Origin of the sequence: Streptomyces sp. RKAG290 (assembly GCF_023701695.1) — a bacterium.
GTDB lineage: Bacteria > Actinomycetota > Actinomycetes > Streptomycetales > Streptomycetaceae > Streptomyces.
Genome location: NZ_JAJOZC010000001.1, coordinates 3,937,835 through 3,964,048 on the forward strand (window position 1 = coordinate 3,937,835; position 26,214 = coordinate 3,964,048).

General features: G+C 69.6%; 27 protein-coding genes and 2 pseudogenes. 10 read left to right on the forward strand and 19 right to left on the reverse strand.

Going from position 1 to position 26,214, the window contains the following annotated elements; all coding sequences use genetic code 11:
• Positions 1-79 precede the first annotated feature (79 nt).
• The 7 genes and pseudogenes from LNW71_RS17205 to LNW71_RS17235 all read right to left on the reverse strand — a co-directional run bounded on the left by LNW71_RS17205 (position 80) and on the right by LNW71_RS17235 (position 6,409).
• Complete coding sequence (locus tag LNW71_RS17205) at positions 80-442, reverse strand: hypothetical protein (RefSeq protein ID WP_250969035.1); 363 nt, start codon at positions 440-442, stop codon at positions 80-82.
• A gap of 452 nt (positions 443-894) precedes the next feature.
• On the reverse strand, positions 895-1,242 hold the full coding sequence (locus LNW71_RS17210; protein WP_250969036.1) for a helix-turn-helix transcriptional regulator: 348 nt from the start codon (positions 1,240-1,242) through the stop codon (positions 895-897).
• A gap of 459 nt (positions 1,243-1,701) precedes the next feature.
• Positions 1,702-2,043: an STAS domain-containing protein gene (locus LNW71_RS17215; protein WP_250969037.1), complete on the reverse strand. Its 342-nt coding sequence runs from the start codon at positions 2,041-2,043 to the stop codon at positions 1,702-1,704.
• Positions 2,040-3,322 (reverse strand): annotated as a pseudogene (locus LNW71_RS17220) (PP2C family protein-serine/threonine phosphatase). The gene LNW71_RS17215 and the pseudogene LNW71_RS17220 overlap by 4 nt, the downstream one beginning before the upstream one ends.
• A complete protein-coding gene (locus LNW71_RS17225) occupies positions 3,319-4,254 on the reverse strand; it encodes an alpha/beta fold hydrolase (protein ID WP_250969038.1) in 936 nt (311 codons plus the stop codon). The pseudogene LNW71_RS17220 and the gene LNW71_RS17225 overlap by 4 nt, the downstream one beginning before the upstream one ends.
• 186 nt (positions 4,255-4,440) lie before the next feature.
• On the reverse strand, positions 4,441-4,644 hold the full coding sequence (locus tag LNW71_RS17230) for a cold-shock protein (protein ID WP_250969039.1): 204 nt from the start codon (positions 4,642-4,644) through the stop codon (positions 4,441-4,443).
• A 1,111-nt stretch (positions 4,645-5,755) separates the two neighbouring features.
• On the reverse strand, positions 5,756-6,409 hold the full coding sequence (locus tag LNW71_RS17235; RefSeq protein ID WP_250969040.1) for a type III effector protein: 654 nt from the start codon (positions 6,407-6,409) through the stop codon (positions 5,756-5,758).
• 127 nt (positions 6,410-6,536) lie between these two features.
• On the opposite strand from LNW71_RS17235, the gene LNW71_RS17240 reads away from it, so the two are divergent.
• Positions 6,537-6,971: an Hsp20/alpha crystallin family protein gene (locus LNW71_RS17240; RefSeq protein WP_250969041.1), complete on the forward strand. Its 435-nt coding sequence runs from the start codon at positions 6,537-6,539 to the stop codon at positions 6,969-6,971.
• Between the two features lie 334 nt (positions 6,972-7,305).
• A complete protein-coding gene (locus tag LNW71_RS17245; protein WP_250969042.1) occupies positions 7,306-7,740 on the forward strand; it encodes a DUF2267 domain-containing protein in 435 nt (144 codons plus the stop codon).
• 129 nt (positions 7,741-7,869) lie between these two features.
• Here LNW71_RS17245 and LNW71_RS17250 read toward each other — a convergent pair whose 3' ends face one another.
• The 8 genes and pseudogenes from LNW71_RS17250 to LNW71_RS17285 all read right to left on the reverse strand — a co-directional run bounded on the left by LNW71_RS17250 (position 7,870) and on the right by LNW71_RS17285 (position 14,720).
• A complete protein-coding gene (locus LNW71_RS17250; RefSeq protein ID WP_250969043.1) occupies positions 7,870-8,286 on the reverse strand; it encodes an ATP-binding protein in 417 nt (138 codons plus the stop codon).
• 387 nt (positions 8,287-8,673) lie between these two features.
• Complete coding sequence (locus LNW71_RS17255) at positions 8,674-9,165, reverse strand: helix-turn-helix transcriptional regulator (protein ID WP_250969044.1); 492 nt, start codon at positions 9,163-9,165, stop codon at positions 8,674-8,676.
• A gap of 108 nt (positions 9,166-9,273) precedes the next feature.
• A pseudogene (locus LNW71_RS17260) lies at positions 9,274-10,508 on the reverse strand (cytochrome P450).
• The gene (locus LNW71_RS17265) at positions 10,418-11,728 is read right to left on the reverse strand and encodes a cytochrome P450 (protein WP_250969045.1); all 1,311 of its coding nucleotides are present in this window, start codon (positions 11,726-11,728) and stop codon (positions 10,418-10,420) included. Before LNW71_RS17265 ends, LNW71_RS17260 begins: the two are co-directional and overlap by 91 nt.
• Positions 11,725-12,327 (reverse strand): ATP/GTP-binding protein, encoded by a 603-nt coding sequence (locus tag LNW71_RS17270; protein WP_250969046.1) that lies wholly within the window; start codon positions 12,325-12,327, stop codon positions 11,725-11,727. The genes LNW71_RS17265 and LNW71_RS17270 overlap by 4 nt, the downstream gene beginning before the upstream one ends.
• The gene (locus tag LNW71_RS17275; RefSeq protein WP_250969047.1) at positions 12,281-12,661 is read right to left on the reverse strand and encodes a DUF742 domain-containing protein; all 381 of its coding nucleotides are present in this window, start codon (positions 12,659-12,661) and stop codon (positions 12,281-12,283) included. Before LNW71_RS17275 ends, LNW71_RS17270 begins: the two co-directional genes overlap by 47 nt.
• Positions 12,658-13,083, reverse strand: coding sequence for a roadblock/LC7 domain-containing protein (locus tag LNW71_RS17280; protein ID WP_250969048.1), 426 nt, complete (start codon positions 13,081-13,083; stop codon positions 12,658-12,660). Before LNW71_RS17280 ends, LNW71_RS17275 begins: the two co-directional genes overlap by 4 nt.
• A complete protein-coding gene (locus LNW71_RS17285) occupies positions 13,083-14,720 on the reverse strand; it encodes a sensor histidine kinase (protein WP_250969049.1) in 1,638 nt (545 codons plus the stop codon). Before LNW71_RS17285 ends, LNW71_RS17280 begins: the two co-directional genes overlap by 1 nt.
• A 1,233-nt stretch (positions 14,721-15,953) precedes the next feature.
• Here LNW71_RS17285 and LNW71_RS17290 point away from each other — a divergent pair.
• Positions 15,954-16,538: a DUF2165 family protein gene (locus tag LNW71_RS17290; RefSeq protein ID WP_250969050.1), complete on the forward strand. Its 585-nt coding sequence runs from the start codon at positions 15,954-15,956 to the stop codon at positions 16,536-16,538.
• A 158-nt stretch (positions 16,539-16,696) separates the two neighbouring features.
• On the forward strand, positions 16,697-17,635 hold the full coding sequence (locus LNW71_RS17295) for a UbiA family prenyltransferase (RefSeq protein WP_250969051.1): 939 nt from the start codon (positions 16,697-16,699) through the stop codon (positions 17,633-17,635).
• Between the two features lie 201 nt (positions 17,636-17,836).
• Here LNW71_RS17295 and LNW71_RS17300 read toward each other — a convergent pair whose 3' ends face one another.
• The 3 genes from LNW71_RS17300 to LNW71_RS17310 form a co-directional block, all read right to left on the reverse strand.
• On the reverse strand, positions 17,837-18,514 hold the full coding sequence (locus LNW71_RS17300; protein ID WP_250969052.1) for a response regulator transcription factor: 678 nt from the start codon (positions 18,512-18,514) through the stop codon (positions 17,837-17,839).
• Complete coding sequence (locus LNW71_RS17305; RefSeq protein WP_250969053.1) at positions 18,511-19,620, reverse strand: ATP-binding protein; 1,110 nt, start codon at positions 19,618-19,620, stop codon at positions 18,511-18,513. The genes LNW71_RS17300 and LNW71_RS17305 overlap by 4 nt, the downstream gene beginning before the upstream one ends.
• Before the next feature lie 116 nt (positions 19,621-19,736).
• Positions 19,737-20,048 carry a hypothetical protein gene (locus tag LNW71_RS17310; protein WP_250969054.1) on the reverse strand — a complete coding sequence of 104 codons (312 nt, stop codon included), beginning with the start codon at positions 20,046-20,048 and terminating at the stop codon, positions 19,737-19,739.
• Positions 20,049-20,248: 200 nt separating this feature from the next.
• Here LNW71_RS17310 and LNW71_RS17315 point away from each other — a divergent pair, with 200 nt between their 5' ends.
• The 3 genes from LNW71_RS17315 (at position 20,249) to LNW71_RS17325 (ending at position 22,714) form a co-directional block, all read left to right on the forward strand.
• Positions 20,249-20,860 (forward strand): TetR family transcriptional regulator, encoded by a 612-nt coding sequence (locus LNW71_RS17315; RefSeq protein ID WP_250969055.1) that lies wholly within the window; start codon positions 20,249-20,251, stop codon positions 20,858-20,860.
• Between the two features lie 178 nt (positions 20,861-21,038).
• A complete protein-coding gene (locus LNW71_RS17320; RefSeq protein ID WP_250969056.1) occupies positions 21,039-21,815 on the forward strand; it encodes a response regulator transcription factor in 777 nt (258 codons plus the stop codon).
• Between the two features lie 8 nt (positions 21,816-21,823).
• The gene (locus tag LNW71_RS17325) at positions 21,824-22,714 is read left to right on the forward strand and encodes an HAD-IB family hydrolase (RefSeq protein ID WP_250969057.1); all 891 of its coding nucleotides are present in this window, start codon (positions 21,824-21,826) and stop codon (positions 22,712-22,714) included.
• On the opposite strand, the gene LNW71_RS17330 is transcribed toward LNW71_RS17325, so the two are convergent.
• Positions 22,683-23,345, reverse strand: a complete 663-nt coding sequence (locus LNW71_RS17330) for a 4'-phosphopantetheinyl transferase superfamily protein (RefSeq protein WP_250969058.1) — start codon at positions 23,343-23,345, stop codon at positions 22,683-22,685. The two genes, LNW71_RS17325 and LNW71_RS17330, sit on opposite strands and share 32 nt — an antisense overlap.
• Before the next feature lie 415 nt (positions 23,346-23,760).
• Between LNW71_RS17330 and LNW71_RS17335 the strand changes: the two genes are divergently transcribed.
• From LNW71_RS17335 to LNW71_RS17345, 3 genes are read left to right on the forward strand one after another with little or no spacing between them, the layout of a single operon-like run.
• Positions 23,761-25,104, forward strand: a complete 1,344-nt coding sequence (locus tag LNW71_RS17335) for a fatty acid--CoA ligase family protein (protein WP_250969059.1) — start codon at positions 23,761-23,763, stop codon at positions 25,102-25,104.
• A complete protein-coding gene (locus LNW71_RS17340; protein ID WP_250969060.1) occupies positions 25,101-25,877 on the forward strand; it encodes an SDR family oxidoreductase in 777 nt (258 codons plus the stop codon). The genes LNW71_RS17335 and LNW71_RS17340 overlap by 4 nt, the downstream gene beginning before the upstream one ends.
• On the forward strand, positions 25,871-26,152 hold the full coding sequence (locus LNW71_RS17345; protein WP_250969061.1) for a phosphopantetheine-binding protein: 282 nt from the start codon (positions 25,871-25,873) through the stop codon (positions 26,150-26,152). The genes LNW71_RS17340 and LNW71_RS17345 overlap by 7 nt, the downstream gene beginning before the upstream one ends.
• The last annotated feature ends 62 nt before the right edge of the window (positions 26,153-26,214 follow it).

Consider the following 26,214-nt stretch of genomic DNA (forward strand, 5'->3'; position numbering starts at 1 on the left):
ATTCCTCGTGAAACACGGGCGCAGTGCTAGGGCGGCCCGCCGCGCACGCGGGGCTGCGGACGTCCCGCGGAGCTACCGCCTACTGGATGCCGCCGAACGCCTTCTTGTTCTTGGCCTTGTAGTTGAAGACGACGTAGTAGTCGCCCTTTCCGTACTTCTTCCAGTCGGCCATCCATGACGTCCCGTTGTCCTTGCCCTTGATCGTCTGGATCAGTGGGTCCTTACCCTTGGCGCGCTTGTATGCCTTCGCCGTGAAGGCGGTCCGGCCGTTGCCGTAGATCCCGAAGTGCAAGAAGTGCTTGCCCTTCTTCACGCTGTGCGCCTTGGTGGTCTGGGTCTTCCCCGTGGTCTTCCATGTGCTCTGCCACGCGAAGGCGTCACCGGATATCCCCAAGGTGACCGCTGCCGCCAGGGCCGTCGTCCCCGCAACCTTCGACATCATGCGCATCTTCATAAGGTTCCCCTGTTATTGGGCTGCCTGTCCGGCGGCCCGAGGCTCGAACGTAGACGCGAATGCATGATCTTCGCGACGTCCAACAGGGAGGTGACCAATAAGGCATTGCCCCTTGGGGAGGGGTCGTGTCCGCCCGCTCTCCTGCGTGCGACCGGCGATCCCGCGGCCGTCCCGAGGCCGGGCACCGGCCCGTGTGGGACGGATCACAGCCAGGACGCTGGTCCCTCAGTTTTCACACACCGTCAATTCCCGTGTGCAACTAACAATGACCTCGGCATCCAGAGGTCCTCCAGGGGTGCGGCGAGGGGCGGAATCGCCTCGAACTCGCCCCTCGCCACGGCATCCAGGAGTCAGGTGTCTCCGACAGGGAAGTGTCCTCGCAGGGGTGCCTTGTCGATCGCCCGGCCTGTCTCAGCCAGTGGGCGGACGGCTGCCGTCGCTCACGCGGCAGATGGCGTCCACTGATCCGCAGGCAGCGTGGAATGCCGGCAGGGGCAGTGCGGATCAACACACAGCACGTCGTGGGAGAGTACGGACAACACCGCAGCCTGTAGTCGAGTCTCCTGCCCCAGCTTCTCCACTATTCGCGCAATATGCGCCTTCACTGTGCGCTCGGCGATACCCAGCACCCGCGCCAACTGACGGTTCCCCAGCCCCGTACCCAACAGGAGAAGTACTTCCCTCTCCCGGCCCGTCAGCTCCTTGAGCCTTCCCGTATCACGCACCGGGGCAATCCCTGTACGTCGGTAGGCACACGCTGCATCTGCCGCATCGGACCGCTTGGTCATGGCGGGTCCCTCCTGATCCCGCTGTTCCCAGCAGAGCCCCGTGCCCTGGGTGCGGCGGCGATCATGACCCAACCTACCTGCCGGTAGTGACAGGGGCACGCTAGAAAACGCGGGATCCCTCAAGGGTATTGCCGCAGGGGTCATTTCCGGCCAACTCTGCGCCCGCATAGGTTCGTTCTGCGCACTAGCAAAGGCCAAGAACGCCGAGAGAGCACTGCATGCAGCCGCATGCCCACGCCTCGTTTCGTCGCGTCAGCCATCGCCGGTACCGCCGTCCTGGCCGTGGCCGCCTCACGGATGCCACTGAAATCCTCAACAGCGCCAGTGCCGTCGCCCCTCGGGCGTCTTCTGCTGCTTGAGGTACGTGGTGTAGCAGGGGTTCGACGCCGCGGGAGGTGTGGTGATCCGCTCGTGCCCCAGGTGGAGCGGAGCGGGCGTCGCGGCTCGGAGCTGCGCGGGTCAGCTGTGGTTGGTGGCTGATGCCGCGTCGGGGTGGACGGTGAAGATCCGGTCCAGGCCGACGATGCGCAGGATCCGGGTGACGTCGGTGGGGACTGCGGCCAGGGCTGTGTCGGCGTTCTGTTCCCTGGCCAGGTTGTGGGCTGCCAGCAGGGCGGAGATGCCGCTGGAGTCGCAGAATGTCAGGCCGGTCAGATCCAGCACCAGTAGTTGCCCGGCAACCAGGGTGAGGCGGTCCACAGCCCGGCGGAGCCCGGGTGCGGTCCTGTGGTCGAGGACACCCGTGATCTCCAGTACGGGCCCGGTCGCGGCGTCTCGGGCATTGATCGTCAGCGGGCTCATGTCCGGTCTTCACCGACGGGGGTGGCGAGCGGGGCGGGCATCCCGAGGGCGAGGAGCGCGGTGTCGTCGTCGAGTCCGTCGCCGAAGCTGGTGAGCAGTGCGGTCAGCGCGGTGATCAGGGCTTGTGGTCCAGCCGGCGGCTGGGCGGCGGTGAAGGTGCGCAGGGCGTCGTCCCCGTAGAGCTCGCGAGTGGGGCCGGTGCGGGCCTCCGTGAGGCCGTCGGTGTAGAGCAGCAGGGTGTCACCTGCGGACAGTTGGGCGTGGGCGGGCGTGAACTGTGCATGGGGCAGCGCGCCGATGAGCATGCCGCCGGGGGTGGGCAGGAAGTCGGCGCTGCCGTCGGCGCGCTGGATCAGCGCGGCGGGGTGGCCGCCGGAGGCCAGGTGCACGCTGACGTGGTCGCCGCCGGGACGGAGGACGCCGAATATGGCGGTGCAGTAGCGGGCCTCGCCACTGGCGTACCGCTCGTGCAGCACCGTGTTCAGGGTGGTCAGCACCTTGACGGGGTCTGCATCGTGCAGGGCGGCCGCCCGCAGTGTGTAGCGGGTCAATGAGGTGACCGCGGCGGCTTGGGGGCCCTTGCCGCACACGTCGCCGAGGAAGAACGCCCAGCGGCCGGCACCGAGGGGAAGAGGTCGTAGAAGTCTCCGCCGAGCAGGTCCGGAGAGGCGATGTGGTAGTGGGAGCCGGCTTCCAGGCCGGGAACTGCGGGGAGTTGGGCGGGCAGCAGGCTCTGCTGGAGAACGGCGAGAGCTTCCTGGAGGCGCTCGCGGTCGGCCTCTGCCCGGCGGTGCGCATCTTCAGCCGCCTGACGTCCGCGCAGCAGCTCGGTCTCGTAGGCGCGGCGGTCGCGGGCGTCGAAGATCGTGGTGCGGACGAGCATCGGCTCTCCGCCATCGCTGGTCTTCACCTTCGAGGTGACAAGCACCGGCATCCGCTGCCCGGCGGCGGCTTTGATGTCCAGGGCGATACCGCCGGCCTCGCCGTGCATCTGCAGGAGTGGGGCCAAGTGCGTCTCGTAGTAGAGCTTGCCGCCCACCGTGAGCAGATCGGGAAAACGCATCCGTCCCACCACCTGCCGCCCGGAGAGGCCCAGCCACTCCAGCAGGGTGGTGTTGATCTTCGCGATGGTGCCGTCCATCAGCGTCGACAGGTAGCCGCACGGAGCCTGCTCGTACAGCTCCTCTGCGCTGTCCTCCAGCAGAGCGGAGAAGGCCACGTCGGTGGCGTCCACGCGCCTCTGCGTCCTGCCCGGCTCCTGCTCGGTGGGGCCGGTCATCCGGCCACGTCGATGAAGCCGGTGATCGCCTCGGCGGTGGCCTGCGGGGCGCTCAGCTGCGGGCAGTGCCCCGTCGCGTCCAGTGTGACCAGGCGGCTGCCGGGGATCGCTTCATGGATGTAGGCGCCGACCTCCCGGGGGGCGATCGCGTCCTGCTCGCATTCCAGGACCAGCGTCGGCACCACCACCGTCCGGAGGTCTTCGCGGCTGTCGGACAAGAACGTCGTGCGGGCGAAGACCCGGGCCATGCCGGGGTCGGTCGCGCAGAACGAGGCGGTCAGCTCCTGGCCGAGTTCCGGCCGGTCCGCGTTACCCATGATCACTGGAGCCATCGCCGCGGACCAGCCCAGGTAGTTCGACTCCAGCGATTCCAACAGCTCATCGATATCGTCCGCGCTGAACCCGCCCCGGTAGCCGTCCTCGTCGATGTAACGGGGTGACGGAGCCACCATCGCCAGGCGGGAGAACCGCTGTGGTGCCTCGGCCGCTGCGAGCACCCCGACCATGGCGCTGACCGAATGCCCCACGAAGGTGACCTCCCGCAGGTCCAGCTCCTCGCAGACGTCCAGCACATCGCGGGCGTAGCCCTCCAGCGAGCTGTAGCGCTGCTCACTCCAGGCCGAAGGGTCCGAGCGGCCGGAGCCCACGTAGTCGAAGAGCACCAGCCGGAAGTCCTTGACCAGCATGGGGACCACGAGGCGCCACATGTTCTGGTCGCAGCCGAATCCGTGCGCCAGCAGGAGAGTCGGCCCGTCCTCACGGCCGGTGACGGTGACGTTGTTCCTGCGACTGATGTCAACGCCCGGCAGTTTCTCCTCGCCCGGGGCTGGCGGGCCGACGCGGCTGCCGGAATCGGCGCCGGAACCGAAAGCGGCGCCGCCGGTCCGGCTCCCGGTGTGTGAATCACGGTCGCCTTTAGGTGTTGCGTTCATTCAGAACCTTCCCTGATACGCCACGTATCAAGGAGTTCCCGCAATGGAGGGAAGCGTGGGGAACCACAGGAACGGGCCGAGATAAAATGCCGAAGCCGGCATAATGGTGAATTGAATTCGACGTGGAAGCAGATAGCCAGGGTGGCGTGGGTGACGTTATACGGAGTCAGAGCGCACGGGTAAACGTCAGGAAGGAGCGATGTTCTCGGCCGTCGGGCCTTTCTGGCTCGCCGCGATGTCGAAGGTGACCTTCTGGCCTTCGAGCAGCTCATGGGAGTCCTGGGCGGCGATGTTCGAGAAGTGGGCGAACACGTCGGCGCCGCCACCGTCCTGCTCGATGAAGCCGAAACCCTTGGCTGCGTTGAACCACTTCACGGTGCCGGATGCCATGCCGTATCTCCTTAGGGCGGTGTGCCGGGCCGTAATGTACGGATACCGGGTCGCCGCGATGATGCCCCGACCGGAAGGTGACCGGAAATGCAAAAGCGCTTCCGGCGGCTTCATATACCGTAGGAGGCGCTTGACGTTTGGGAACCACAACTGCAACTTCAAGCGACAGTAGCATGCCATGGGGTGCTCGGTGCGTTAAATATCGCTATTCTGTTCGTTGGGATAAGAACACTTCCGGTGTGACCCCTTAAACCCTCATGCCGCGGTCATAACTATTGGCCATTTCGGAGCGCAACGTTTCCGGAGGCCGGTGTGTTCGGGGTTCGCAGGGCACGACCACTGCGGTGCGCGGTACGTACCGTTGCGTCCCGCCTCGCTCTGTCGGTGGCGTTCGTCGGACCGCGGTGCCCAGTGCATCAACCGGCCAGGGACGCGCGGAGCCGACGAGTGCTCGACCGCGAGCGGCTGCCGGCGGCCCCACATTCGTTCGCTCCGGCGCCGGAGGGAACTGCCGGGCGGCACGGCGTGGAGGGGCCCTGGTGCCGATGGCACCAGGGCCCCGAAGGAACTGCTACACCATCTGCCGGCCTCGGAACTGCGCCGGCCTTCTGTTTCCGCAGACCCGACCTGAACTCTGTCGGGGACGCGGGGATCGCGATTGCTTGACCGGAGACCACCTCACTATCGATGTCCTGCGGTACCCGGGCCCATCGATTTCCGCCCGGGCGATCCTGATGGCGCTCAAGTCCTCCGTTCTTTCCCTCTGGACGAACTACTTGCTGAACGGGAACTGCGTACTGCTGGTACTGCGAACTGCTCACGGCGGCCCCTGATCACTGCGGGCCACCCGGTCCGGTCGTCAGCCCCGTCGCCATCCAGCAACAACCCCGGCTTCGGAACTCCACCACCGCACCGTCCTGCGAACTGCAACCGCTTGTACCGCCGCCCGGCAGTTCATGCCTGCCAGGCCCTGCTGTTCTCTCTGGCTACGAGAGAAACCATAGCCAGGCCACGACTCAATGTCTACTCTCGACAGCACAGATTTCGGTGTGTCTCCCGGTGAGACAGTCGGCCTCAGCCGTCGGAGGGGTGCGAGGCGCACCGCCCCGGTTCAGTGGTTGTCGCTGCTGCCGGCCCGGCGGAGCCGGTCGGCGTTGTGGGTGATGGCGTCCACGCGGTCCGCGAGGTCGGGGTGGCCGGCCGTGAGGTGTGTATGCGTGTCGGCGAGCGGGTTGATGAGGTTGGCGGCGTCGTTGTCGGCGAGGGCGTCGGCGAGGTTTGCCTGGGGTGTGTGGGCAGGCGGCTGGAGGTCGGTGAGTGCGGTGATCTGGCCCGCGAGCTGTCGCAGGTCGGCGGCGTTTGCCCGGGCCCAGGTGTTGATGGTGCGGTCCGCGGCGCGGCTGTTGCGGGTGGCCTGTACGCGTTGTTCCCCGGTGGTGCCGGGCGCGCCGGGCCGAACCCGCAGATAGCGCCGTTCTGCCGCCTGGCGGCTGGTGACGCCCAGGGGGTGGGCGAGGTCGGCCCAGCTGGTGCCGGCGGCGCGGGCCGCTTCGATGAGTCCGGGCTCCCAGCCGGCCAGCTGCTCGCGCAGTTCGCGCAGCATGAGGAGGGCGGCCAAGGCCTCCTCCGAACTGGCCTGACCGCCCTCTTCGTGTTGCGCCCGGGTGCCCTGGGCGGTGCGGACGGCTTCGTCGATCGTTTTCAGCGCTGCCACGGCGGCGGAGAAGGAGGAGGTGGGGTCGCTGGGGGGATGGGATGCGTTCACTGGACCTCTTCTCGCGCTGTCATCCACTGGATGACGCAGTACTTGTCATCGTTTGGATGACATGCTACAACGGTGGCACACGAAGCGCATTGGCAGTTTCTGCCAGACCTTTGGAGGTGTTTTCGCGATGTTGATGCGCACTGACCCGTTCCGCGAACTCGACCGGCTCGCCCAGCAGCTGACGGGTGCGACAGGTACCTGGTCCAGGCCCTCGGCGATGCCGATGGACGCCTACCGGGAGGGCGAGGAGTACGTGATCGCCCTCGACCTGCCGGGCGTCGCCAAGGACGCGATCGATGTCGATGTCGAGCGGAACATGCTCACCGTCAGGGCCGAGCGGCGCCCGGCGGCGAGGGCGGACGATGTGCAGATGGAGCTCTCCGAGCGGCCCCTGGGCGTCTTCTCCCGCCAGCTGGTGCTGGCCGACACCCTGGACACCGAGCGCATCACAGCCGACTACGACGCAGGGGTGCTGACCCTGCGCATCCCGATCGCCGAGCGCGCCAAGCCCCGCAAGATCTCGATCGGCGGACAGTCCGAGCACAGGGAAATCAGCGGCTGAGGAGCCGGCTTCCCGGCCGCGCCGACATCGGAGGACGGGCATCGATCCCTCGCCCCGTCCGATCCCGTCCTCCGCTCTGCGCACCTCGCGCAGCACCCGTCTGCCGCGCCCTGCACCAGTCCCGGGCCACGACGCCCTCTTCGGCCCGCGAAAGCACCGCTCCCTGATCCGGCCTGATCCGGCCTCTTCGGCCTGATCCGCGGAAGGGCCCGAGCGCGCCTGGGGCCCGGGAAGCGCGACAGCCTCGCCGGCATCGACCGAGGCGGCCGATGCCCATGTCAGTACTTCTCCTGCCAGCACACACGCCCTCGTACGAGAAAGGCGATCACTCGCGATGTCTCCGCTGCGCGCACCGGCCGCTGCCCGGACGGACATGACGTTTCACCAGATGCTGGAAAGAATCCGCTACGAGGGCGCATATCCCACCCGGGAGCGCGCCGAGGACGTCGCGCGCGCCGTGCTGGAGGCCTTGGGCCGTCAGCTCACCGGCGACGTACGCGTCGACCTCGCCGCCTGCCTTCCCGCCGAGGCCGCCCTTGTCCTCACCAGCCGGACCCCCGACAGCCGGCCCCTCACGGGCTGGGGTTTCGTCAAGGACCTGGCCGCCCGCACCGGCGGCACGCCCGCGACCACCCGCTGGGACACCGGGGCCGTCCTCGCCGCCGTCGGCCACCTGGCCGGCCCCGGCCTGCTGGACCGCATCCTCGCCCAGCTCCCGTCCGGATACGCGCTGCTCTTCGGCCGTCCGGAGCTCATCCAGGCCGCATGACCGCTTCCGGGCGGGACCGTGCGGGGGCCGCCCTCCGGGTGGGGCAGGGGCCGGGCGGCAAGGGGCTCCGGTGATGACCTCGGCGGAGCCCTGTCCGCAGGAGGCCGGGACGGCGGCCCTCGCCGGGCGCTACCGGGTGAGTCGGGCGTGGATGGTCTTGCCGGAAGCGGGCCCGGGGGTGATGGTCAGTTCGCTGGTGAGGCGGCGGACCATGTGCCAGCCGAAGCCGCCGGTGCCGTAGTTGAGGTCGGGTGCCCGCTCGCGTGGCGGCGCCGGGCTGGGGTCGCTGACCGCGGCGGTCATCGTGACGGGGTCGGCGGACAGGGTGAGGGTGTAGCGGCCGCCGCCGTGGCGTACGGCGTTGGTGGCGAGTTCGGAGACCACCAGGATGAGCGCGTCCGCCGAGGCCGGGTCCGGGGCCGGAGTGAGGCTGTCGGTGAAGGCGCGGGCTGACTCGCGGGCCTGGTGGATGCTGTCGGCGCCGGTGCCGCGCACCACGGTCGGTGCGGAATGCCTCGGTGCCACGGCGATCGTCGTGCTGTTCATGCGCGTTTCCCCCACCTGCTGTGATCGGACGTGCCGCTCGGGGCAGTCGCAGACAGCCTGAATGCCCGCTCACGGCAGCCTTCACACCTTTGGCCGCCGCTCCGGAGCAGTAAGTCCCTGACCTGGGGAAACTCGAACGAGCGCGAACACCGCTCACCGCCTTCGAAGTGCAGGCGGCGAGTGTCGTCAGCGGCTGTTGACCGGGCGTCGTGGTGGGAAACGCCTGACCGGGGCCTCGCGGTGGAAGCCTCCGACCGGGGCTCGCCCGCTGCTTCCCGCCGCTCGTACGGACGCGGGGCCGGCGCCGCCCGTCCGGCCGGCCCCGGCCCCGCGTCCGTACCCCGGCAGTGTCCGCCGCAGCTGCCGCGTGCCTCCCCAGGCGGGAGGTCAGCGATGAACTCCCGTTCCGCTGAAGGGGTGAGACGGCTTCCCGGTGTGCGATTCGTCGAGCAGGCCGTACCGCCACCCGAGTGTGACCAGGTGGGCGTCGTGGGAGGCGCCCATGCGGAGCCGGAGAGCGCGGAGCCGCTCCCTCGCCGCGTCCCGTGACAACTGGCAGGCGTGGGCGATCTCTTGGAGGGATGCGCCGCTGGAGACGAGACGCACGATGCACGCCTCCGCCTCCGAGAAGGTGCCGTCGAACTCGGCGGGTTCGGGGCGGTCGAGCTGCCCGTTGCAGTACCCGACGTGCGTGAGGGCGGCCCGGCCGCTCACGCCGAGTCTCCGGCTCATGGAGGAGACCTGAACGCTGACCGTGCCCTGGGCGATGCTCAGCGCCCGGGCGGTCTCCGCAGTGCCGATGCCGCTGGCGATCTTGCCGAGGATCCGGACCTGGGCCGGGGTCAGCCGCGCGGGCACTGCGCCGGGCCGTGCGGTCATGGTCGGACCTGTCCGTTCTGCTGAAGTACGTCGGTGGGCTGGAGGGGGCCGTGGTGGCGAGTGGGGCCGGGCTGCCGGGCCGCATTCGCCACCTGCCGGTGGTCGTGGTCAGGCGGTGATCTTCTGCTTGCCGAGCTGCACCGGCATGGCCCTCAGACCGCTGGAGATGAACGACTCGACGGGCTGCAGCTCCTCGTCGGGTACTGCCAGGTCCAGGTCGGGGAACCGCTCGAAGAGCGCCGGGAGGGCGATGCGGGCTTCCAGGCGGGCGAGGGGGCGCCGATGCAGAGGTGCACACCGTGGCCGAAGGCCAGGTGGCCCTGGAGGTCTCGGGTGATGTCGAAGTCGGCTGCGTCGGTGCCGTGGTACTCCGGGTCGCGGCCGGCGGCGGCGTACGCGGGCAGGATCGCCTCGCCCTTGGCGATCGTCTGCCCGTCGGGGAGGGCGATGTCGTCGACGGCGTAACGCAGGGGCAGGTTGGCCACGCTCGGCGCCCAGCGCAGGGTCTCCTCGATGACGTCGTTCCAGGAGGCGCCGCCCGTGCGGACGAGCTTGAGCTGATCGGGGTGGGTGAGCAGGGCGTGGACCGCGTTGCCGATGAGGTTGACGGTGGTTTCAAAGCCCGCGGCGATCACGAGCAGCAGGGTGTAGAGGAGTTCGTCCTCGCTCAGGCGGGTGCCGTCGTCGTCGCGCGTGGTGGTCAGGACGCTGGTCATGTCGTCGCCGGGCGAGGTGCGCTTGAGCGCGATCAGCTCGGCGAGCAGGGTGTGGATGCCCTGCCAGGTGGCTGCGGCCACCTCGGGGGTGACGGTGGTGTCGAAGATCCGCTCGATGAGCTCCGCGGTGCGCGGCTGCATCTCCTCGGGAATCCCGAAGAGCTCGCAGATGACCTGCATGGGCAGCGGATGGGCGTACATGGCGCGCAGATCGACGGGCTGGTCGTCCGGCGCCGCCGCCATGTTCTCTATGAGCGCGTTGCTGATCTTCTCGATGCGGGGTGCGAGCGCCTCGGTGCGGCGGGCGGTGAACGCCGGGGCGACGAGCTTGCGCAGCCGGCGGTGGTCCGTGCCGTAGGCGGTGAACATGTTGTCCACGCCGATCCAGGTGTGGAGCCAGGAGTCCGGCCGCACTTCCCCGCGCTGCCAGGTGGGCCAGTGCTTGCGGGGGTCCTTGCTCACCCGGTCGTCCGTGAGCAGCTCCTTGATCAGGAGATGGCTGGTGACGGCCCAGGCCGGGGTGCCGCCGGGCAGCGTCACGCGGGATGCGGCGCCGCGGCTCCTGAGGAGTGCGGCTTCTGCGTGGATGTCGCGTCCGGTGGGGTCGATGTCGTAGGGCTGGTCCATGGGGTGACTCCTGCCTGGTTGGGAGTGACGGGGGTGAAGCGCGCCGGGAGGTGGGCGAGGGCACGGTGGAACGGGCCCGGACGCCAGGACAACTGCTCACGGGGAAGCGTGAGTTCGAGGTCGCACAGGTGGCTGGTGAGACGCTCGATCGCGGCTGTCGCCATGAGCAGCGCCGGCTGTTTGGCCGGGCAGACATGCGGTCCCGAGCCGCCGAAGGCGAGGTGCGAACCGCCGTCCGTGCGTGGGGAGTCGGTGGGGATGTTGTCCGGTGCGGTGTTGGCTGCGGCGTAGGAGACGAGGACGAGCTCGTTGGCCTGGATCCAGGTGCCGTGGAAGCGGATGGTGCGGCGGGGGAAGTGGGCCGAGTAGTTCGCCATGGGCGGCTCGCTGCGCAGCACGTCGTTGATCGCGTCACGGGCGGTGAGCGCGCCGCTGGACAGGGAGCTGTAGTAGTCCGGGTTGGACAGCATGCGGGACAGCGCGTTGGAGATCAGGTTCGTGGTCGGCTCGTGCCCGGCGGCCATGGTGAGCACGACCTGGTGGACGACCTCCTCGGGGTCGAGCCCCGCGGGATGGTCCATGAACCAGGAGGTCAGGTCGTTGCCGCGGCGTTCGTGCTTGAGGGCGATCAGCTCCATCACGTAACTCTCGAAGTCCGCGTTCGCCTTGGTGGCCTCCTCGGGGCCGGCCGACTCGAACATGCCGGCCAGCGCGGCGACCAGGCGGGGACTGTAGTGGTCGGGCATCCCGAACAGGGTGTTGAACACCACCAGGGGCAGCGGCCGCGCGTACTGCGTGACGAGGTCCGCCTCACCGGTCGCGGCGAACTCGCGGATGAGCTGGTCCGCGGCCTGGGCCACCTGCTGGCGCAGGTGGTGCGGTTCGACGAGCGAGAAGCTGTCGGTGATCACGGACCGGTAGCGGTCGTGGACCTCGCCGTCGTTGAACAGGGCGTTGGGGCGCCACTGCATCATCGGCAGGACCGGGCTGTCCGCCGGCAGCGTCTCCTGCCAGACACGCGGGTCCTTTGACCAGGTGCCGGTGTCCTTCAGGAGGTCGAGCGCGGCCTGGTAGTCGATGACCAGGTGGGCGCCGACGCCGGGAGAGATCTCGACGGGGGCGACCGGCCCGTACTGCCGCAGCCGGGTGTAGACGGCGTGCGGATCGGCGGCGAAGTCCGGCCCGTACAACGGCACGAGCTCGGGTGTGTAGTTGGTCATGAGGCGCCGTCCAGGGCGGAGTGGGCGATCAGGTGGGAGACGAGCGCGATCAGTGCGTCGATGGACGACGTCGCGTCGCGCGCGTCGCAGAGCACCAGCGGGGTCTGCTCGTCGAGGTCGAGATGCTCGCGCAGTACTTCGACGGAGTGGCCCGGGGTGTCCTCGAAGACGTTGACCGCGATGGCGTACCGCAGGCCCTGTTCCTCGATCATGTCGATGACCTCGAACGAGTCGTCCAGGCGGCGGGTGTCGACCAGGACCAGTGCCCCGAGGGCCCCGCGGGAGATGTCCTCCCACAACGGCTTGAAGCGCTGCTGTCCCGGGGTGCCGAAGAGGTAGAGGACGAGATCGCCGGGCAGGGTCCGGCGGCCGAAGTCGATGGCCACGGTCGTGGTGCTCTTGTGCGGCACGCCGGCCAGGCTGTCGACCATGGTGCCGGCCTGCGTCATGGTCTCTTCGGTGTGCAGCGGCACCGTCTCGGACAGGGCGTCGATCATGGTGGTCTTGCCGACTCCGAGAGGCCCCGCGACCAGGAGCTTTACGAGCGTCTGGTCAGCGTTCGCCAGGTATCTTGGGTTCGCGGATGGAGCGGAGTCCACTGAGCACCCTTTCTAGGAGCTGCGGTTCCGGCCGTTGGGCCTCGGGGATGGGGGCACGGGCGACGAGGTGGCCGGCGTCGACGAGATCGGCAACCAGGACGCGCAGGACGCTCACCGGCAGATGCAGGTAGGCGGCGGCTTCGGCGAGCGGCAGGGCGCCGCCGTGGATCAGCACGGCCAGGCGACGCTGCGCAGGCACCAGTCCCTCCGGGACCCGCGAGCCGGCCGCGCTCAACACCGTGAGGCGGTCCAGCGTGTTGCGGGTGGGCTGAGCGCATCCGGTGGTGGCCAGGTACGCCGGGACTAAGCGCCTGCCGTGGCGGCTGGCCGTCATGAGGGTGTGCCGGCGTCCCGTGCCTGCGAAGTCATGACCTTGTCTCCGAGGGTCGCGACCTGGATCTGCATGTGATGGGCGACGACACCCATGTCGACCTCCCGGCGGGCGAAGACCGCCAGAACGGTGTTGGAGCCCGCCGGTATCGCGAACACGAACCCTGAATCCGTGTCGACGACGACCTGCCGCAGCCTGGTCCCCGAGTCGCCGGAGAGCGAGATGGCCACTGCGCGGGCGGCGCCCTGGAGCGCGGACATCATCGCGGACGCGCCCTCTCTGGCCTCCCGGGCGAGGTTGGGCGACGCGCCCTTGACCAGGCCGTCCCCGGAGAGCACCAGTGCGTGGACGACGTGAGGCAGGACCAGGAGTGGCTCCAGCACCCAGGACACGTCCTTGATCACGGAGCGCTTGGGGTCAGTCATCAGTGGTTCCCTTCAGGGTGATCGATCTGTGAGGCGGCACGCCCCGAGGCCGTACCGGCCTGGAAAGCAGTCCATGTCGCCTGCGTTTCCTCAGGCGTGAGGGCGTTGTCCGGACGGGCCGCGGGCAGTTCGCCGGTGGGGCGGCGGTCCCGGCGGCGACGGCGCGGCAGGGCCTCTTCGGTCCCTTCGGCGTCCGCGGCCCTGTCGGCCTCTTCGATCCCTACGGTGTCCGAGGTCCTGCCGGTCGCCTCGATGCCTACGGCGTCCGCGGCCTCGTCGGTTCCTGTGACCCCCGCGGCGTCCGCGGACGGCAGGGCGGCCGCGCGGGCCGGTGACGTCCTGCGAGGCAGGGTCGTGGTGCGGGGCGGCGCGGCCGGGCGGGGCAGCGGGGCCATCGCCGACATCGGGTGGGTCTCCTCGTCGAGGAGCGTCAGCAGGTTCCCGGGGATGAACACGACGGCCCGGACTCCGCCGTACGGCGACGGCTTGTCCATGGACACGGAGAACCCGTACTGGTGCATGAGGCGACTGATCTTGGCGAACCCGGTCCGCGGCGGATCGCCGAGTTCGGTCAGCAGGATCGAGCGCTGTCCCGACAACAGCCGGGTGGCGAACTCCGTCTCGTCCGCGTGCATGCCCACTCCGGCGTCGTCGATGACGATGCAGGCGCCGGACTCGACCTGGTGGAGGCTGACGTCGATGGCGAGGGTGCCGTGCGTGTGGTGGATGGAGTTGGCCAGCAGTTCGGCGACGGTGATGGCGATCGGCTCGACCGCCCGTGCCACCACCGCGACGGGGATGTCCATCTGGCTCGTGACCTGGACCCGGTGGTAGCCGCGGATCCGGGACTGGGCGCCGGCCACGATGTCGCCGAGGTGCGAGTCGGCGTGCGTGAGGCCGGGCCATGCCCCGCACAGCACCCCGGTGCCCTGGATGTGGCGGAGGTTCTGCTCGTTGAGGTGGTCGAGCCCGAGGAGGTCCTGAGCCAGGCCGGGATCGTCGTAGCGGTGCTGCATCTCGTCGATCTTGCTGCGCATCTGGTGGCTGAGGGCCTGGATGACGGTCGTCGCGCCCCGCACCACGGTCTGTGCGGCCTCGTCGACGCGGTGCCGCTCGGCCGTCACCGTCCGGGACAGGTGATCCAGGACTTCTCTGTGGGCCTGGTCCGTTCCCGTGCCGGTGAAGGCGGAGTGCAGGAGCCCCGGCACCGGGACGTGCCGATGGGCGAGGTGCATGGTGAGGGCCGGGAGGCGGGTGCCCACCAGGTGCCGCGTCTCCTCGACCAAGGCCTGCTGTCCGGCGGCAAGTTGTGCGGCCTCGCCGACAGCGGTGTCGCGCTCATGGGCGACCTTGTCGCGTTCGTGGGCGGCGGTGTCCCGCTCGTGGGCGGCGATGTCGCGCTCGCGTACCACGGTGTCCCGGTCACGGGCGACGGCGTCGCGCTCGCGGACGACGGCCTCCCGGTCACGGGCGACGGCGTCCCGTTCGAGGGCAACGGCGTCCCGGGCGCGAAGGGCGGCATCCCGTTCCGCGTGCAGGGCCGCGGTGAGACGGCGGGCCCGGAGCAGGAGTGGCGCAGCGGCAAGAGCCGCACCCGCGGCCGCTGACGCGAGCAGCACCACCAGTATCTGCGTCATCAAGTAGTCCTCAATTGGGGGGTGTTGGGCAGGAAGGCTAGCGGGGGCCACGGCGGCGGAAGGGAGTCGGTCTCCGTGCGCGCGGCTCTGAGCCGGCGGCCCGTCCGGAACGTGATCCCGCCACCATCCGCAAGGGCGGCCCCGAACCCGAACGCGCGCTCATCGCAACCGCCTTGGGCATGACGCCACAGGTGGCTCGGCCGCTCGGTACGCGTCGGTCCGTCGGTGCCGACGGGCGGGACCGGTCCGTGTGCGGATGCGCGGCGGTGTGGGGGGTCAGTCGCACGCATGGGCATCCGGGCCGAATCCGAGTCGTATCCGCATCTGGTTTTGGGCATGACAACGCACTGCTCCGGTGGGGAGTCCGCGGCGTGAGCCGGCGGACCGCGGCGCAGGGGTGCGGTGAGGCGTGTGGGAGCAGGCGTGACAGGCGGACGGGAGCGGCACCCGAGGCGTCGGACCGCCCGCGGACTCACTCCGGAGGGCGCACGCCGGGACGCGTGCCGGTACGAACGATGTCGACGGGGTTGCCGAGCGGCGGAGTTGGCCACTCCACCGGTTGCACCTGCCAAGGCGGCACGGTCCGCCGCGCGGACGACAACGTTGGCTCCGGTGTGAAAGGGCGGTGGAGAAAGTGTGATGCGCCCGGGCCGGTCTCGGTAAGGAAGGCATCCTGTGGGGCAATTAGCACATCCCGCGTGACATCTACTCGACTTGGGGCAAAATTGTTCACTGAAAGGTGATCATGCGCATTCCGCGAGTGATGTTACTGAGGTGATTCCGCTTTTGGGAAGGGCAGTTGGGACCCCGCACGCCCGCAGGGGGAGGTATCGGGCGGCCCGGTGCAGCGGACGCGGCGCTTGTGGCACGGACGCGGGGCGAGTCGTTGCAACGAGGAATCCCGGTGCGCGGCCGCTGCCTTCCCGGGAGGGCCCGGCGGGTCGGTGCGGGGTGCGGGGGGCCGCCGATCCGCCTCAACGGCTGTGGCGGGTGGTGCCCGTGTGGTGGCTGAGCGTCGCGCTCGTGCCCCCTTCGGTTCGCGGGTGCGGAAGCCGTCGGGCTCGCCCGCTCACTGCCGTCGGCGGGCGGTCCGGATGGGCAGTCCGGATGGGCAGTCCGGCCGGAACTGGCCGGTCGGACAGGTCGAAAGAGGAGCTGCCGCCGCGCCGGGAACGCGGGCAGTCTGAGGACACCGAACGGTTCCCCTCCCTTCCCGCTCCAAGGAGATTCCCCATGGCGCTGACCGCCGACAGGCCCACTACGAAAGACATATCGAGCCCGCTGAACGCACAGCTTCCGGACCTCGCGGTCCGGTCCCGGCTGGCCGCGCTCAACGCCTTCCTGATGAGCGGCCTCACCCTGTGGCTGGGTCTGGTCACGCTCAACAACATCAACGACTTCGGCACCAACAAGGCGCTGATCAGCACCATGCTCACCATGAGCGATCTGGTGAAGGACCCGGTCCGCGGCAACGGCCTCGAATGGCGGGCGATGCCGGAGTCGATGGCCACCCCGGCACTGATCGGCGTCATCATCTACGAGGTGCTGATCGTGGCACTGCTGGCCAGGGCGGCTTACGGGCTGGTGCGCCGGGCGCGCGGCCAGGAGACCGGCATCGTCGTCACGCAGCGGGCGAACATCGCCCTGGGTGCCTTCGCCGGCCTGTTCCTGCTCTTCCTCTCCGGCGGCATGTTCTTCGGCTACTGGATCTACATCGGCGCCGCGCAGCAGGTCCACTTCACGGGCCTGATCATCGGGCTGCTGGCCGCATTGCTGGTGAATCTTCCCTCGGTGACCGGCGCTCAGCAGGAACGCTGACACCCACCTCCGCGGACCCGCGCCGCGCGCTGCCCACCGTGTTGCAGGCTGCCCCACCGGCGGTCCTTCCGATACCGCCCCCTCCCCCAAAAGGGGTATCGGAAGGCCCGCCGATGGGGCATGTGTGTGTCCCGGGCCAGTTATTAATGTCCCTGGTCATGGGGGCATACACAGCACAGATCGATTCAGGTACCTCGACTTCCACCCTGCGGATCGCAGGTGCGGCGCGCGCCGCTGTTCTGTTTCTCGAAGAGGCACGCTGCTGCGTGCAGATCGTCTTTCTGATGCGTTTCCTGGCGGGGGCCGCGGTCTGTGCCGGCGGCAGCCTCGCGGGGGTGGGGCCGGAGCTGATCGCACCGGGCGTCTGCTGGGTGCTGGCGACCTTGTTCACGTACGGCATCAACGGGGTGTCGGACGTCCAGGAGGACCGGCTCAACCGGACCGGGCGGCCGATCGCCCGCGGCGATCTGTCACCGCGGGCAGCCGCCCGGCTGACCTGGACGGCCGCGGCAGGCTCGGTGGTCACGGCGCTGGCCTGCGGCAACGCAACTCTGCTCGCCTTCGACCTGGCCTTCCTGCTGATCGGTTACGCGTACTCCGCGGCGCCGTTCCAGCTCAAGCGCAGTGCGGCGGGCACCTCGGGTTCCGTACTGCTGATGGGGCTGCTGACCTACGCGGCGGGCTGGACGGCCGCGGGGGAGGGCCGCCCCTCGGGCTCCGTGCTGGTGCTGGCCACCGCGATGTCGCTGTGGATGTGTGTGGTGGGGGCCGTGACCAAGGACTTCTCCCACGTCCGGGGCGATGCCGCCGCAGGCCGGCGCACCTCGGTGACCGCTTGGGGGGACGGCACGGCCCGACTGGTGGGCGGCGTGGGGGCGCTGCTGATCGCCGGCGGCTTCCTGTCGGTCGCCTGGCACGGGGTGGCGCTGCTGGTTCCGCCGGCCGTGGTGCTGGCCGCAGGGGCCGTCGTGGTGGCGGTGCTGTGCTGGACGACGCGCGGTGACGCCGCTCGCGGCCGTACGCCCTACCGGGCCTTCATGGTGACGCAGCATCTGGTCCATGTGACGCTGTTCGCCGGGCTCGTGCTCTCCGCCTGACAGACCGACAGGGAGTAGAAGGCAGAGGGCAGAAGGGCAGAAGGACAGCCAGGCCGGCTCGGTTCGATCAGGGGCGGCAGGTCCTGTCCGTGAAATGCGGTCCGTCGATACACCCCGCGCACTCCAGGAGTGCGCGGGGTATCCGTATGTCCGCAGGACTTCGAAGCGGGGCCGGGCCGTGCGACGGCCGGAACGCGTGGTTCAGAAGCGCCTTCGGGGGTTCTCCTGCTGGGCGAGGAGACCCCGCTCGACTGCCTTGTTCACCGCGTCGATACGGGAGACGGCGTCGAGCTTGGTGAATATGTTGCGCATGTGCCGCTTGATGGTCCCCTCGGCGATGCCGAGCTTGACCGCGATCTGACGGTTGCTCATGGCCGTTGCGACCAAGGTGAGTACCTCCTCCTCGCGGTCGGAGAGGCCGCCGGCGCCGTCGGGTGCGGTCTGCGGGGCGCGGAGGCTGTCGGGGGAGACCGAGACGGTCACGGTGCGCAGCTCGCCGCCCTCGCGGGAGCGCACGGCGGATATGAGGGTCTCGCGGCCGGTGCTCTTGTGGAGGTAGCCGCTGATGCCGAGCCGCAGCAGCTCCTGCACCAGCTGCTGACCGTCGTACATGCTGAGCACGATGATGCGCAGTCCCGGGTCGCAGGTGAGCAGCCGGCGGACGGTGGCCGGGGGGTCGTTGCGCGGCATCTCGATGTCGAGGAGCACGACGTCGGGGCGGTGCACCGCGGCCAGCCGGATGGCGTCCTCGCCGTTGCCCGCCTGCGCCACGATCTCGAAGCCCGGTTCGGTGCGCAGCAGGTCGCAGAGGGCCTCGCGCAACAGGGTGTGGTCGTCCGCGACGAGTATCCGTACGGTTTCGGGGGTCGGTTCGCTCATCGGAGGGGCCGGTCCTCCTTGATGGGTATCCACATGGTCACGTGGGTGCCCCGGCCGGCCGACGAGCCGATGTGGAGGGTGCCGCCGAGGAGGTCGGCGCGTTCCTGGAGGCCGGTGAGGCCGTTGGTGCGGTCACCGGCCAGCACCCGGTCCACGTCGAAGCCGAGGCCGTCGTCGATGATCTCGGTCTGGATCTCGTGCGGGGCGATGTCGATGTGGACCACGATGTTGCCCGCCTCCGCGTGGCGGAAGGAGTTGCGCAGGCATTCGCGGACCATGACGAACAGCTCCTCCGACACCTGCGTCGGAATCCACTCGTCCAAGCCCCGCACCCACAGCTGGACCGGCACGCCCTCGTCGCCCATGGAGGCGACGAAGGCGGCGAGCGCCGCTTCCAGACAGCCGGTGATGGCGGGACGGCGGAGCTCGGTGACGAGCTCTCTGGTGTGGGCGAGGGTTTCGAGGATGGCGTCCTGGGCGGCCCGTACCTCCTTGGGCACGTCGGCGTTCTGCCGGGACACCCCCAGTTCGTAGAGCTCCAGCTGGCGCATGGCCAGGCTCAGGGAGTTGCCGATCTGGTCGTGGATCTCGCGGGCGAGCTTGCGGTGGCCCTTGTCGTGCACCTCGCGGACCCGGGCGAGCATGAAGGAGTCGTACGCGATCGAACCGACTTCGAGGCGCCGTCCGATGCCCTGCTGAAGGGCGCGGATCGCGGCGGCGTAGGCCTGGTAGATCCCGTCGACGTGCTCGGTGCACTCCAGCAGGCGCTCCAGGACGGTGTCGAAGAGGATGACACCGGCCCGCACCGAGTGGGTGAGATGGACGCCCTGCTGGACCCGGGCGCTGCCGAGGTCGACGACTTCGGCGATGTGGCTGTCGGACACTTCGGTCAGGCCGGCCTGGAGGCTGTCGGCGCAGTCGCGGAAGATCCGGCGGCCCTGCAGTTCGCACTGCGCCCAGACCTCCGGGTCGGAGGCGAGCGGGCTGTTGATCCCGCGGAGCCGGGAGTGGTAGAGGGCGATCACCTCGTCCTCGTAACCTCTGAAACGGTCCACGGGCCGGCCGTTGCGGCGGCTGCCGAGACGGCTCTGGGCCTGTTCACTCATCACGCTCTCCTCCCCCGTGCCCAACGGCATTTCTGATCGTCGAACCGGTGCAGGATAAGCCGATTTGCGGATTGGGCGCCGATGTTGGCTGGAATCAGCCATGCCCCGGGGGGAGCTCAGCGGCGGCGGCGCAGCACCGCGGCACGGACCTTCAGCAGGTTCGGCACCAGGGCGTAGACCACGGCCGGCACGACGAGCCCGGTGATGACCAGAGTGCGCAGGAGCATCGGGAATCCTGCGACGTAGGGGCCGATCGCCAGCTGGACGACCGTGAGGGCCGTGAAGACGGCGATCCAGGTGAGCAGGACCCGCATGTGCACGGAGGGCAGCGGGACTGCCTGGGCGGGAGCGGCGGACCGGGGCTGATTCCGGTCGGTGGCGGCGGCGGTGGCAGAGGTGGTGGCGGCGGGGCGGGCGACGGTGGTCATGGGGTGTCCCATCCATGGGTCGGTGGATCGTGCAGGGGGCGGTGGTACGACGGTGCCTTTGCTGCTGTCGCGATGACCGTGTCCTGGGGCCTGGGCGGTGGTGCTGCCCTCGGCGACGAGCTCAACTAAACCAACCAACCAGTTGGATGTCAACCATCCAGTTGGTTGGCATCTCGCGGAACCCGTTCTACGCTGGTGTCATGACCTCGGACACGACCCACACCAAGGAACGGCTCCTCGCTGCGGCGAAGGAGGAATTCGCAGCTCACGGCATTGCCGGGGCGCGCGTCGACCGCATCGCGGAGCTGGCCGGCGTGAACAAGGAACGGATCTACGGCTACTTCGGCAACAAGCAGAAGCTGTTCGACGCCGTCGTCGGCCGCGCGCTCGACGAGCTCGCCGAGGCCGTCCCGCTCAAGGGCGGCGACGATCCCGCGGAGTACGTGGGGCGGGTGTACGACTTCCACCGGGACAACCCGGTCCTGGTCAGGCTCTTCTTCTGGGAGGGGCTGCACTACCGCGACGGGGTGCTGCCCAACGAGGAACGCCGCCGCGGCCACTACGAGGAGAAGATCGCCGCGCTGGCCGAGAGCTTCGGTACCGAGGCGTCGCCGCAGGTCGCCGCCTGTCTGCTGAGCCTGATCGGGCTCGCCGCCTGGCCGAACGCGGTCCCTCAGCTCGCCCGGCTGATCATCGGCACGGACACCGGGGCGCTGGATCTGCGCAGCCACGTGGTCGCGTTCGCCCGCCAGGCGCTGTCCGGGACGACCGCAGCCTCCCCGGCGGTGGCCGCCGCCACGCCGGCGGCCTGAACGCTGCCCCGTACCCTCCACCGGCCGGATACCCCCGAGGTATCCGGCTACTACTTTCGGTCCGCTGCCACCCGGAGTAGGAGGCAGTGACGGCCCCGGCGGCCCTTCGCGCGTCTAGCGTTCCTTGCATACGGGTGGCCCCAGCGGTCACCGACAAGGACCCATGGGGGTAAGGGCAATGTCGCAGAATCGCGCGGCTCTAGCGGTCGCCTCTCCGCCGGTACGCATCACCTCACCACAGCTCGACATCATCCTCGCCGTCCGGAACGACCTCCAGCGCTACGGGCTGGAGGGCATGCTCGCCTCCGTCGCGACGGTCGGCAGCTGCCGGGCCTTCTCGGAGCTCTCGGCCGCGGTGGACGCCGTGCACGACCCGAGGACCGACCTTCTGCTGATCGTCCCGGAGCCGGCGGACCTGGACAGCGACTCCGTACTGCACCGCGTCGCCGAGTACGGCGTGCGGGTGCTCCTTCTCGTGCCGGACCAGCGGTCCGTGGACCTGGACCGGGTCGCGGGGGTGCCCGGCGCCTCGCTGCTCTTCTCCGACGGCCTCGACGTGGAGGCGCTGGGCGACATGCTCGACGCCATGCGGGCCGGCGAGGTGCGCATACCGGCCGTGCTCACCCGGGGCCTGCTGGAACTGGCCGGACGCGGCGCCCGCGAGGTGCCCGCCGCGCCCCGGCTCACCCCGCGCGAACGCGAGGCGCTCACGCTCGTCGTGGACGGGCTCAGCAACAAGCAGATCGGCCGCCGGCTGCGGATCTCCGAGCACGGGGCGAAGCGGCTGGTGGCGAACATCCTCGCCAAGCTCAACTGCCCCAACCGCACGCTGGCGGCAGCCCGCGCCCTGCGCGAGGGACTGTGCGGCCATGCGCCCGCCCCTGCCCCACGCACCACTGTCGGCCCGCCGGTCGCCACCCACGTACCGGCATCCCCCTACGACACCGGTTGGTGAATGACGCCATGAAGCACGCCACGAACTCCGCCATCGATCACGCCGTGCACCACGACTCCGCCGTCGATCACGCCGTGCACCACGAGGAGCCCGGCCGCGCCGTCACCCGGGCCGCCTTCTTCGACGTCGACGAGACACTCATCAACACCAAGAGCATGTTCGACTTCCTGCGGTTCTGGATGGCCCGGCACGGGGACGACGGATCCGGCTACGAGGCCGTGATGGCCGGGGTCAGGGCCGACGCGGACTCCGGGGTGCACCGCTCGGAGATCAACCGCGGCTACTACCGGCGGTTCGCCGGGGTGCCGGCCGACGAGCTGACGCGGGCCGGGCGCGAGTGGTACGAGGAGTACCGGCGCGGGCCCGCCGCCGTCACCGTCGCGACCTGGGCCGCCGCGAGCCGGCACCGGGAGGCGGGCGATCTGGTGGTGCTGGTCTCCGGGTCGTTCCGGGGCTGCCTGGGGCCGCTGGCCGAGGACCTGCGGGCCGACCTGGTGCTCTGCTCCGAACCCGTGGTGGGGCCGGACGGCAGGCTGACCGGTGAGGTGGTGCGCCCGATGATCGGCTCGGTCAAGGCCGACGCGGTCCGCGAGACCATCGCCGAACTGGGCCTGAACGCCGCGGAGTCCAGCTGCTACGGCGACCATGCCAGCGACCTGGACATGCTGATGTCCGTGGGGCGTCCGGTCGTCGTCGGTGGTGCGGACCGGGTGCTGATGGAGCACGCCCAGCGGCTCGACTGGCCCGTCCTGTCCGCGGCGCCCGGATACCTGCGTACCGCGGGCGCCTGGGCGGCCGCCGAACTGACCGGAATCACCGACCACGCCGGGACGGCCTCGCACGCGGGGATCGCGCACCACGCGGACGTCACCGACCACGCCGCAGCGCGATCGCGGTGAGCACCAGACCGTCGCGCACCGCCCAGTGGCCGGTGAACCAGCCCAGCCTGGCACCGTCCACCACCGGCCCGGGAACCATCAGCCGGGCGCGGTAGGTGCCGGCCAGTGGGTCGAAGGTCAGCCGGGCGTCCCGGAAGCCGAGCCAGCGCCCGGTGAGCGGGTACCACGTCTTGTAGACGGTCTCCTTGGCGCTGAACATCAGCGTGGGCCAGTGCACTTCGGGCCGGATCCGGGCGAGCTCACGCAGATGCTCCCGCTCGGACGGCACGGAGATGTGACGCACCAGCCGCTCCTCCAGCGGCGCGTGGAGCTCGGCGTCGATGCCCACGCTGTGGAAGTCCGCGCTCCTGGTCAGCGCCGCCGCGCGGTAGCCGTCGCAGTGGGTCATGCTGCCGGTCACCCCGGCGGGCCAGCGCGGCTCGCCCTTGGCGCCCGGGAGCACCGCGGCCGGCTCCACGCCGAGCGCGGACATCGCGGTGCGGGCGCAGTTCCGGGTGGTGGTGAACTCCCGGCGGCGGTGCTCCACGCACTGCGCGAGGAGGGCCTCCTCCTCCGGCAGGACGCGGGCGCCGGGAAGGTCGGCCGTGGCGTCCGCGCAGGCAATGGCGGACGGCAGTATCTGCTGGATCACTTTCGCTCCTGGGAACAGCGGCGCCGTTGAACGGCGCACCCGGGGCAGCCGGATTCGGCGGCCCGCTGCCGTCCCAGGACAGGTCACAGCAGTGATGCGGTACGCCTCCGAGAGTGCCCCGTCGATGCCTCTTCCGCTACATGCCCTTTCGGGTACGCCGACCGGGCATGCCCGGACAGCGGTGACCGAGGGGAATACCCCGATGGGAATAGCCCGATGGCCATGCCCGGGTGACCGTGCTCGTACGGGTATGGCCGATCTGCCGTGACCGGGCGGCCGTAGCCGAACAACCGCACCGTCCGAGGGCTCATAAATGCCATATTGAGTCCCGAATTGATGCGGGTTAGCTTCGAGATATCGAAACGAATTCACGCCGCAACCGAAATCCGAGAACAGACCTCAACGGGAGAAAACGATGACCCATCCATTCCTGACCCGACTGGAATCCTTCCCGGATTCCGAGGCCATCGCATTCGAGGGCCGCACCTACCGGTACGACGACCTGCTGCGCCTCGTCGGCGAGTGGCGCCTCTTCCTCGACCGGCACGGGGTCCGGGCCGGTGAGGTCGTCACGCTGGAGGGCTCGTACTCCCCGCAGGCCTGTGCCGGTCTGCTGGCGCTGATCGAGCGCGGTGTCGTCGTCGTACCCCTGAGCACCCTGCCGGCCGCCAAGCGCGCGGAGTTCCTGGACGTGGCGCAGGTCGAGGTCGTCATCCGGGTCGACGCGGGCGGGGTGCACCACAGCGAGCGCACCGGCCGCAGCGCCGAGCACGCCCTCTACCAGGAGCTCCGCGACGCCGGCCGGCCCGGTCTGGTGCTCTTCAGCTCCGGCACGACCGGCCGCAGCAAGGCCTCGGTGCTCGACTTCGAGAAGGTGCTGGCCCGGTACGGCGAGCCGACCCGGCCCTCGCGGATCCTGTCCTTCCTCAGCCTGGACCACATCGGCGGCGTCAACACCCTGCTGCACACCCTGAGCCAGGGCGGCACCGTGGTGACGGTCGCCGAGCGCACCCCGGAGGCCGTCTTCCAGGCGATCGCCGAGCACCGGGTCGAGATCCTGCCGACCACCCCGACCTTCCTCAACATGGTGCTGATCTCCGGCGCCCACGAGCGGTACGCGACCGATTCGCTCACGCTCGTCACGTACGGCACCGAGCCGATGCCCCTGCAGACGCTGCGCCGGCTCGGCGAGGCGCTGCCGGGTGTACGGCTCAAGCAGACGTACGGCCTGTCCGAGCTGGGCATCCTGCCGACCCGGTCCAAGGGCGACGACACCCTCTGGGTGAAGCTCGGCACGGCCGGCTTCGAGCACAAGATCATCGACAGCATCCTGTGGATCCGGTCCGAGATGGCCATGCTCGGCTATCTCAACGCCCCGGCGCCCTTCGACGACGAGGGGTTCTTCAACACGCAGGACGTCGTCGAGGTCGACGGCGACTACGTCCGCATACTCGGCCGCGACTCCGAGATCATCAACGTGGGCGGCGAGAAGGTCTATCCGAGCGAGGTCGAGAGCGTCCTGCTCGGCGTGCCGAACGTCGCCGAGGCGACCGTCAGCGGGAAGCCCAACCCGGTCACCGGCATGGTGGTGAAGGCCACCGTGCAGCTGGTCGTCGACGAGGACCGGCGCGAGGTCGCCCGCCGCGTGCGGGAGTACTGCGGCAGTCGGCTGGAGGCGTACAAGGTGCCGGTGCTGGTGGAGATCTCCTCCGCGCCGCAGCACTCGGAGCGCTACAAGAAGATCCGGAGCGCGGCATGACCGCCCCGGAGCCCCGTCCCGCCGACGGGCCCGCCACCGGAGCGGCCGCGGACCGGGTCGCGCTGGTCAGCGGCGGCAGCCGCGGTCTGGGCCGGCTGCTCGTCGAGCGGCTGCTCGGTGAGGGCTGGCGGGTGGCGACCTTCAGCCGGTCCGCGAACGAGTTCGTCAAGGACCTCCAGGCGGAGCAGCCCGACCGGTTCCTCTGGGAGGCCGCCGACCTGGCCGACCCGGCGGCGCTGCGCGGTGTCGTGCGCACCGCGGTGCAGCGGTTCGGCCGGATCGACCTGCTGGTCAACAACGCGGCCGTGCTGCACCAGGAGCTCTTCCTCACCACGTCCCGCAAGCAGACCGACACGCTGATCGCCAGCAATCTGGTCGCCCCGATCACCCTGGCCCAGGCCTGCGCCCGCGCGATGACGCGACAGGGCGGCGGTCAGATCCTGAACATCTCTTCCATCAACGCCATTCGCGGGTACCGGGGAGTGGCGGTCTATTCCGCCACCAAGGCCGGACTCGACGGATTCAGCCGGAGCCTGGCACGAGAACTCGGTGCCTTCAACATCCGGGTCAATTCGCTGGTACCCGGATTCTTCGACAGTGACATGACCGAAGAAGTCACCGAGAAGAACCGGGAACGAATCCAGCGGCGCACACCGCTCGGCAGGCTCGGCGCCATGAACGAAATAGCCGATGCGGTTCTCTATCTCATCTCGCCCGGAGCCTCATTCATCACCGGGCAGTCAATCGTCGTCGACGGAGGAATCACATGCTGATCGCAACCGACATCACCGCCCTGATCCACCAGGAGATCAACGCACTGCTGCTGGAGGCCGGCCGCCCCGTTCACGCCTCGCTCTCCGGGGCCGAGTTCCTGCACGAGCTGGGGCTCAACTCGCTGCTGCTGGCCCGCCTCATCATCCAGCTGGAGACGGAGCTCGGTGCCGACCCCTTCGAGGAGGAGTACGTCATCTCCGACGTCCGCACCGTGGGCGCCCTCTCCGAGGCGTACATCCGCACCGTCGAGAACATGGCGGCCGCCGCCCTCTGAGCCACGGCCCGGGGGCGCCCGCCCCCAGGCCGGCGTCACCCGTACACACTCTGGAGGAACGA

What these genes read in the sequence shown, in the direction of transcription:
- LNW71_RS17255 (WP_250969044.1), bottom strand. Translation starts at nt 9,165, where the DNA reads ATGACCGCACGGCCCGGCGCAGTGCCCGCGCGGCTGACCCCGGCCCAG.
- LNW71_RS17305 (WP_250969053.1), bottom strand. Translation starts at nt 19,620, where the DNA reads ATGAGTGAACAGGCCCAGAGCCGTCTCGGCAGCCGCCGCAACGGCCGG.
- LNW71_RS17310 (WP_250969054.1), bottom strand. Translation starts at nt 20,048, where the DNA reads ATGACCACCGTCGCCCGCCCCGCCGCCACCACCTCTGCCACCGCCGCC.
- LNW71_RS17265 (WP_250969045.1), bottom strand. Translation starts at nt 11,728, where the DNA reads ATGACCAACTACACACCCGAGCTCGTGCCGTTGTACGGGCCGGACTTC.
- LNW71_RS17275 (WP_250969047.1), bottom strand. Translation starts at nt 12,661, where the DNA reads ATGACGGCCAGCCGCCACGGCAGGCGCTTAGTCCCGGCGTACCTGGCC.
- LNW71_RS17225 (WP_250969038.1), bottom strand. Translation starts at nt 4,254, where the DNA reads ATGAACGCAACACCTAAAGGCGACCGTGATTCACACACCGGGAGCCGG.
- LNW71_RS17205 (WP_250969035.1), bottom strand. Translation starts at nt 442, where the DNA reads ATGATGTCGAAGGTTGCGGGGACGACGGCCCTGGCGGCAGCGGTCACC.
- LNW71_RS17315 (WP_250969055.1), top strand. Translation starts at nt 20,249, where the DNA reads ATGACCTCGGACACGACCCACACCAAGGAACGGCTCCTCGCTGCGGCG.
- LNW71_RS17295 (WP_250969051.1), top strand. Translation starts at nt 16,697, where the DNA reads ATGGGGGCATACACAGCACAGATCGATTCAGGTACCTCGACTTCCACC.
- LNW71_RS17335 (WP_250969059.1), top strand. Translation starts at nt 23,761, where the DNA reads ATGACCCATCCATTCCTGACCCGACTGGAATCCTTCCCGGATTCCGAG.
- LNW71_RS17325 (WP_250969057.1), top strand. Translation starts at nt 21,824, where the DNA reads ATGAAGCACGCCACGAACTCCGCCATCGATCACGCCGTGCACCACGAC.
- LNW71_RS17230 (WP_250969039.1), bottom strand. Translation starts at nt 4,644, where the DNA reads ATGGCATCCGGCACCGTGAAGTGGTTCAACGCAGCCAAGGGTTTCGGC.
- LNW71_RS17250 (WP_250969043.1), bottom strand. Translation starts at nt 8,286, where the DNA reads ATGAACAGCACGACGATCGCCGTGGCACCGAGGCATTCCGCACCGACC.
- LNW71_RS17215 (WP_250969037.1), bottom strand. Translation starts at nt 2,043, where the DNA reads ATGAGCCCGCTGACGATCAATGCCCGAGACGCCGCGACCGGGCCCGTA.
- LNW71_RS17280 (WP_250969048.1), bottom strand. Translation starts at nt 13,083, where the DNA reads ATGACTGACCCCAAGCGCTCCGTGATCAAGGACGTGTCCTGGGTGCTG.
- LNW71_RS17300 (WP_250969052.1), bottom strand. Translation starts at nt 18,514, where the DNA reads ATGAGCGAACCGACCCCCGAAACCGTACGGATACTCGTCGCGGACGAC.
- LNW71_RS17340 (WP_250969060.1), top strand. Translation starts at nt 25,101, where the DNA reads ATGACCGCCCCGGAGCCCCGTCCCGCCGACGGGCCCGCCACCGGAGCG.
- LNW71_RS17240 (WP_250969041.1), top strand. Translation starts at nt 6,537, where the DNA reads ATGTTGATGCGCACTGACCCGTTCCGCGAACTCGACCGGCTCGCCCAG.
- LNW71_RS17210 (WP_250969036.1), bottom strand. Translation starts at nt 1,242, where the DNA reads ATGACCAAGCGGTCCGATGCGGCAGATGCAGCGTGTGCCTACCGACGT.
- LNW71_RS17290 (WP_250969050.1), top strand. Translation starts at nt 15,954, where the DNA reads ATGGCGCTGACCGCCGACAGGCCCACTACGAAAGACATATCGAGCCCG.
- LNW71_RS17285 (WP_250969049.1), bottom strand. Translation starts at nt 14,720, where the DNA reads ATGACGCAGATACTGGTGGTGCTGCTCGCGTCAGCGGCCGCGGGTGCG.
- LNW71_RS17245 (WP_250969042.1), top strand. Translation starts at nt 7,306, where the DNA reads ATGTCTCCGCTGCGCGCACCGGCCGCTGCCCGGACGGACATGACGTTT.
- LNW71_RS17345 (WP_250969061.1), top strand. Translation starts at nt 25,871, where the DNA reads ATGCTGATCGCAACCGACATCACCGCCCTGATCCACCAGGAGATCAAC.
- LNW71_RS17320 (WP_250969056.1), top strand. Translation starts at nt 21,039, where the DNA reads ATGTCGCAGAATCGCGCGGCTCTAGCGGTCGCCTCTCCGCCGGTACGC.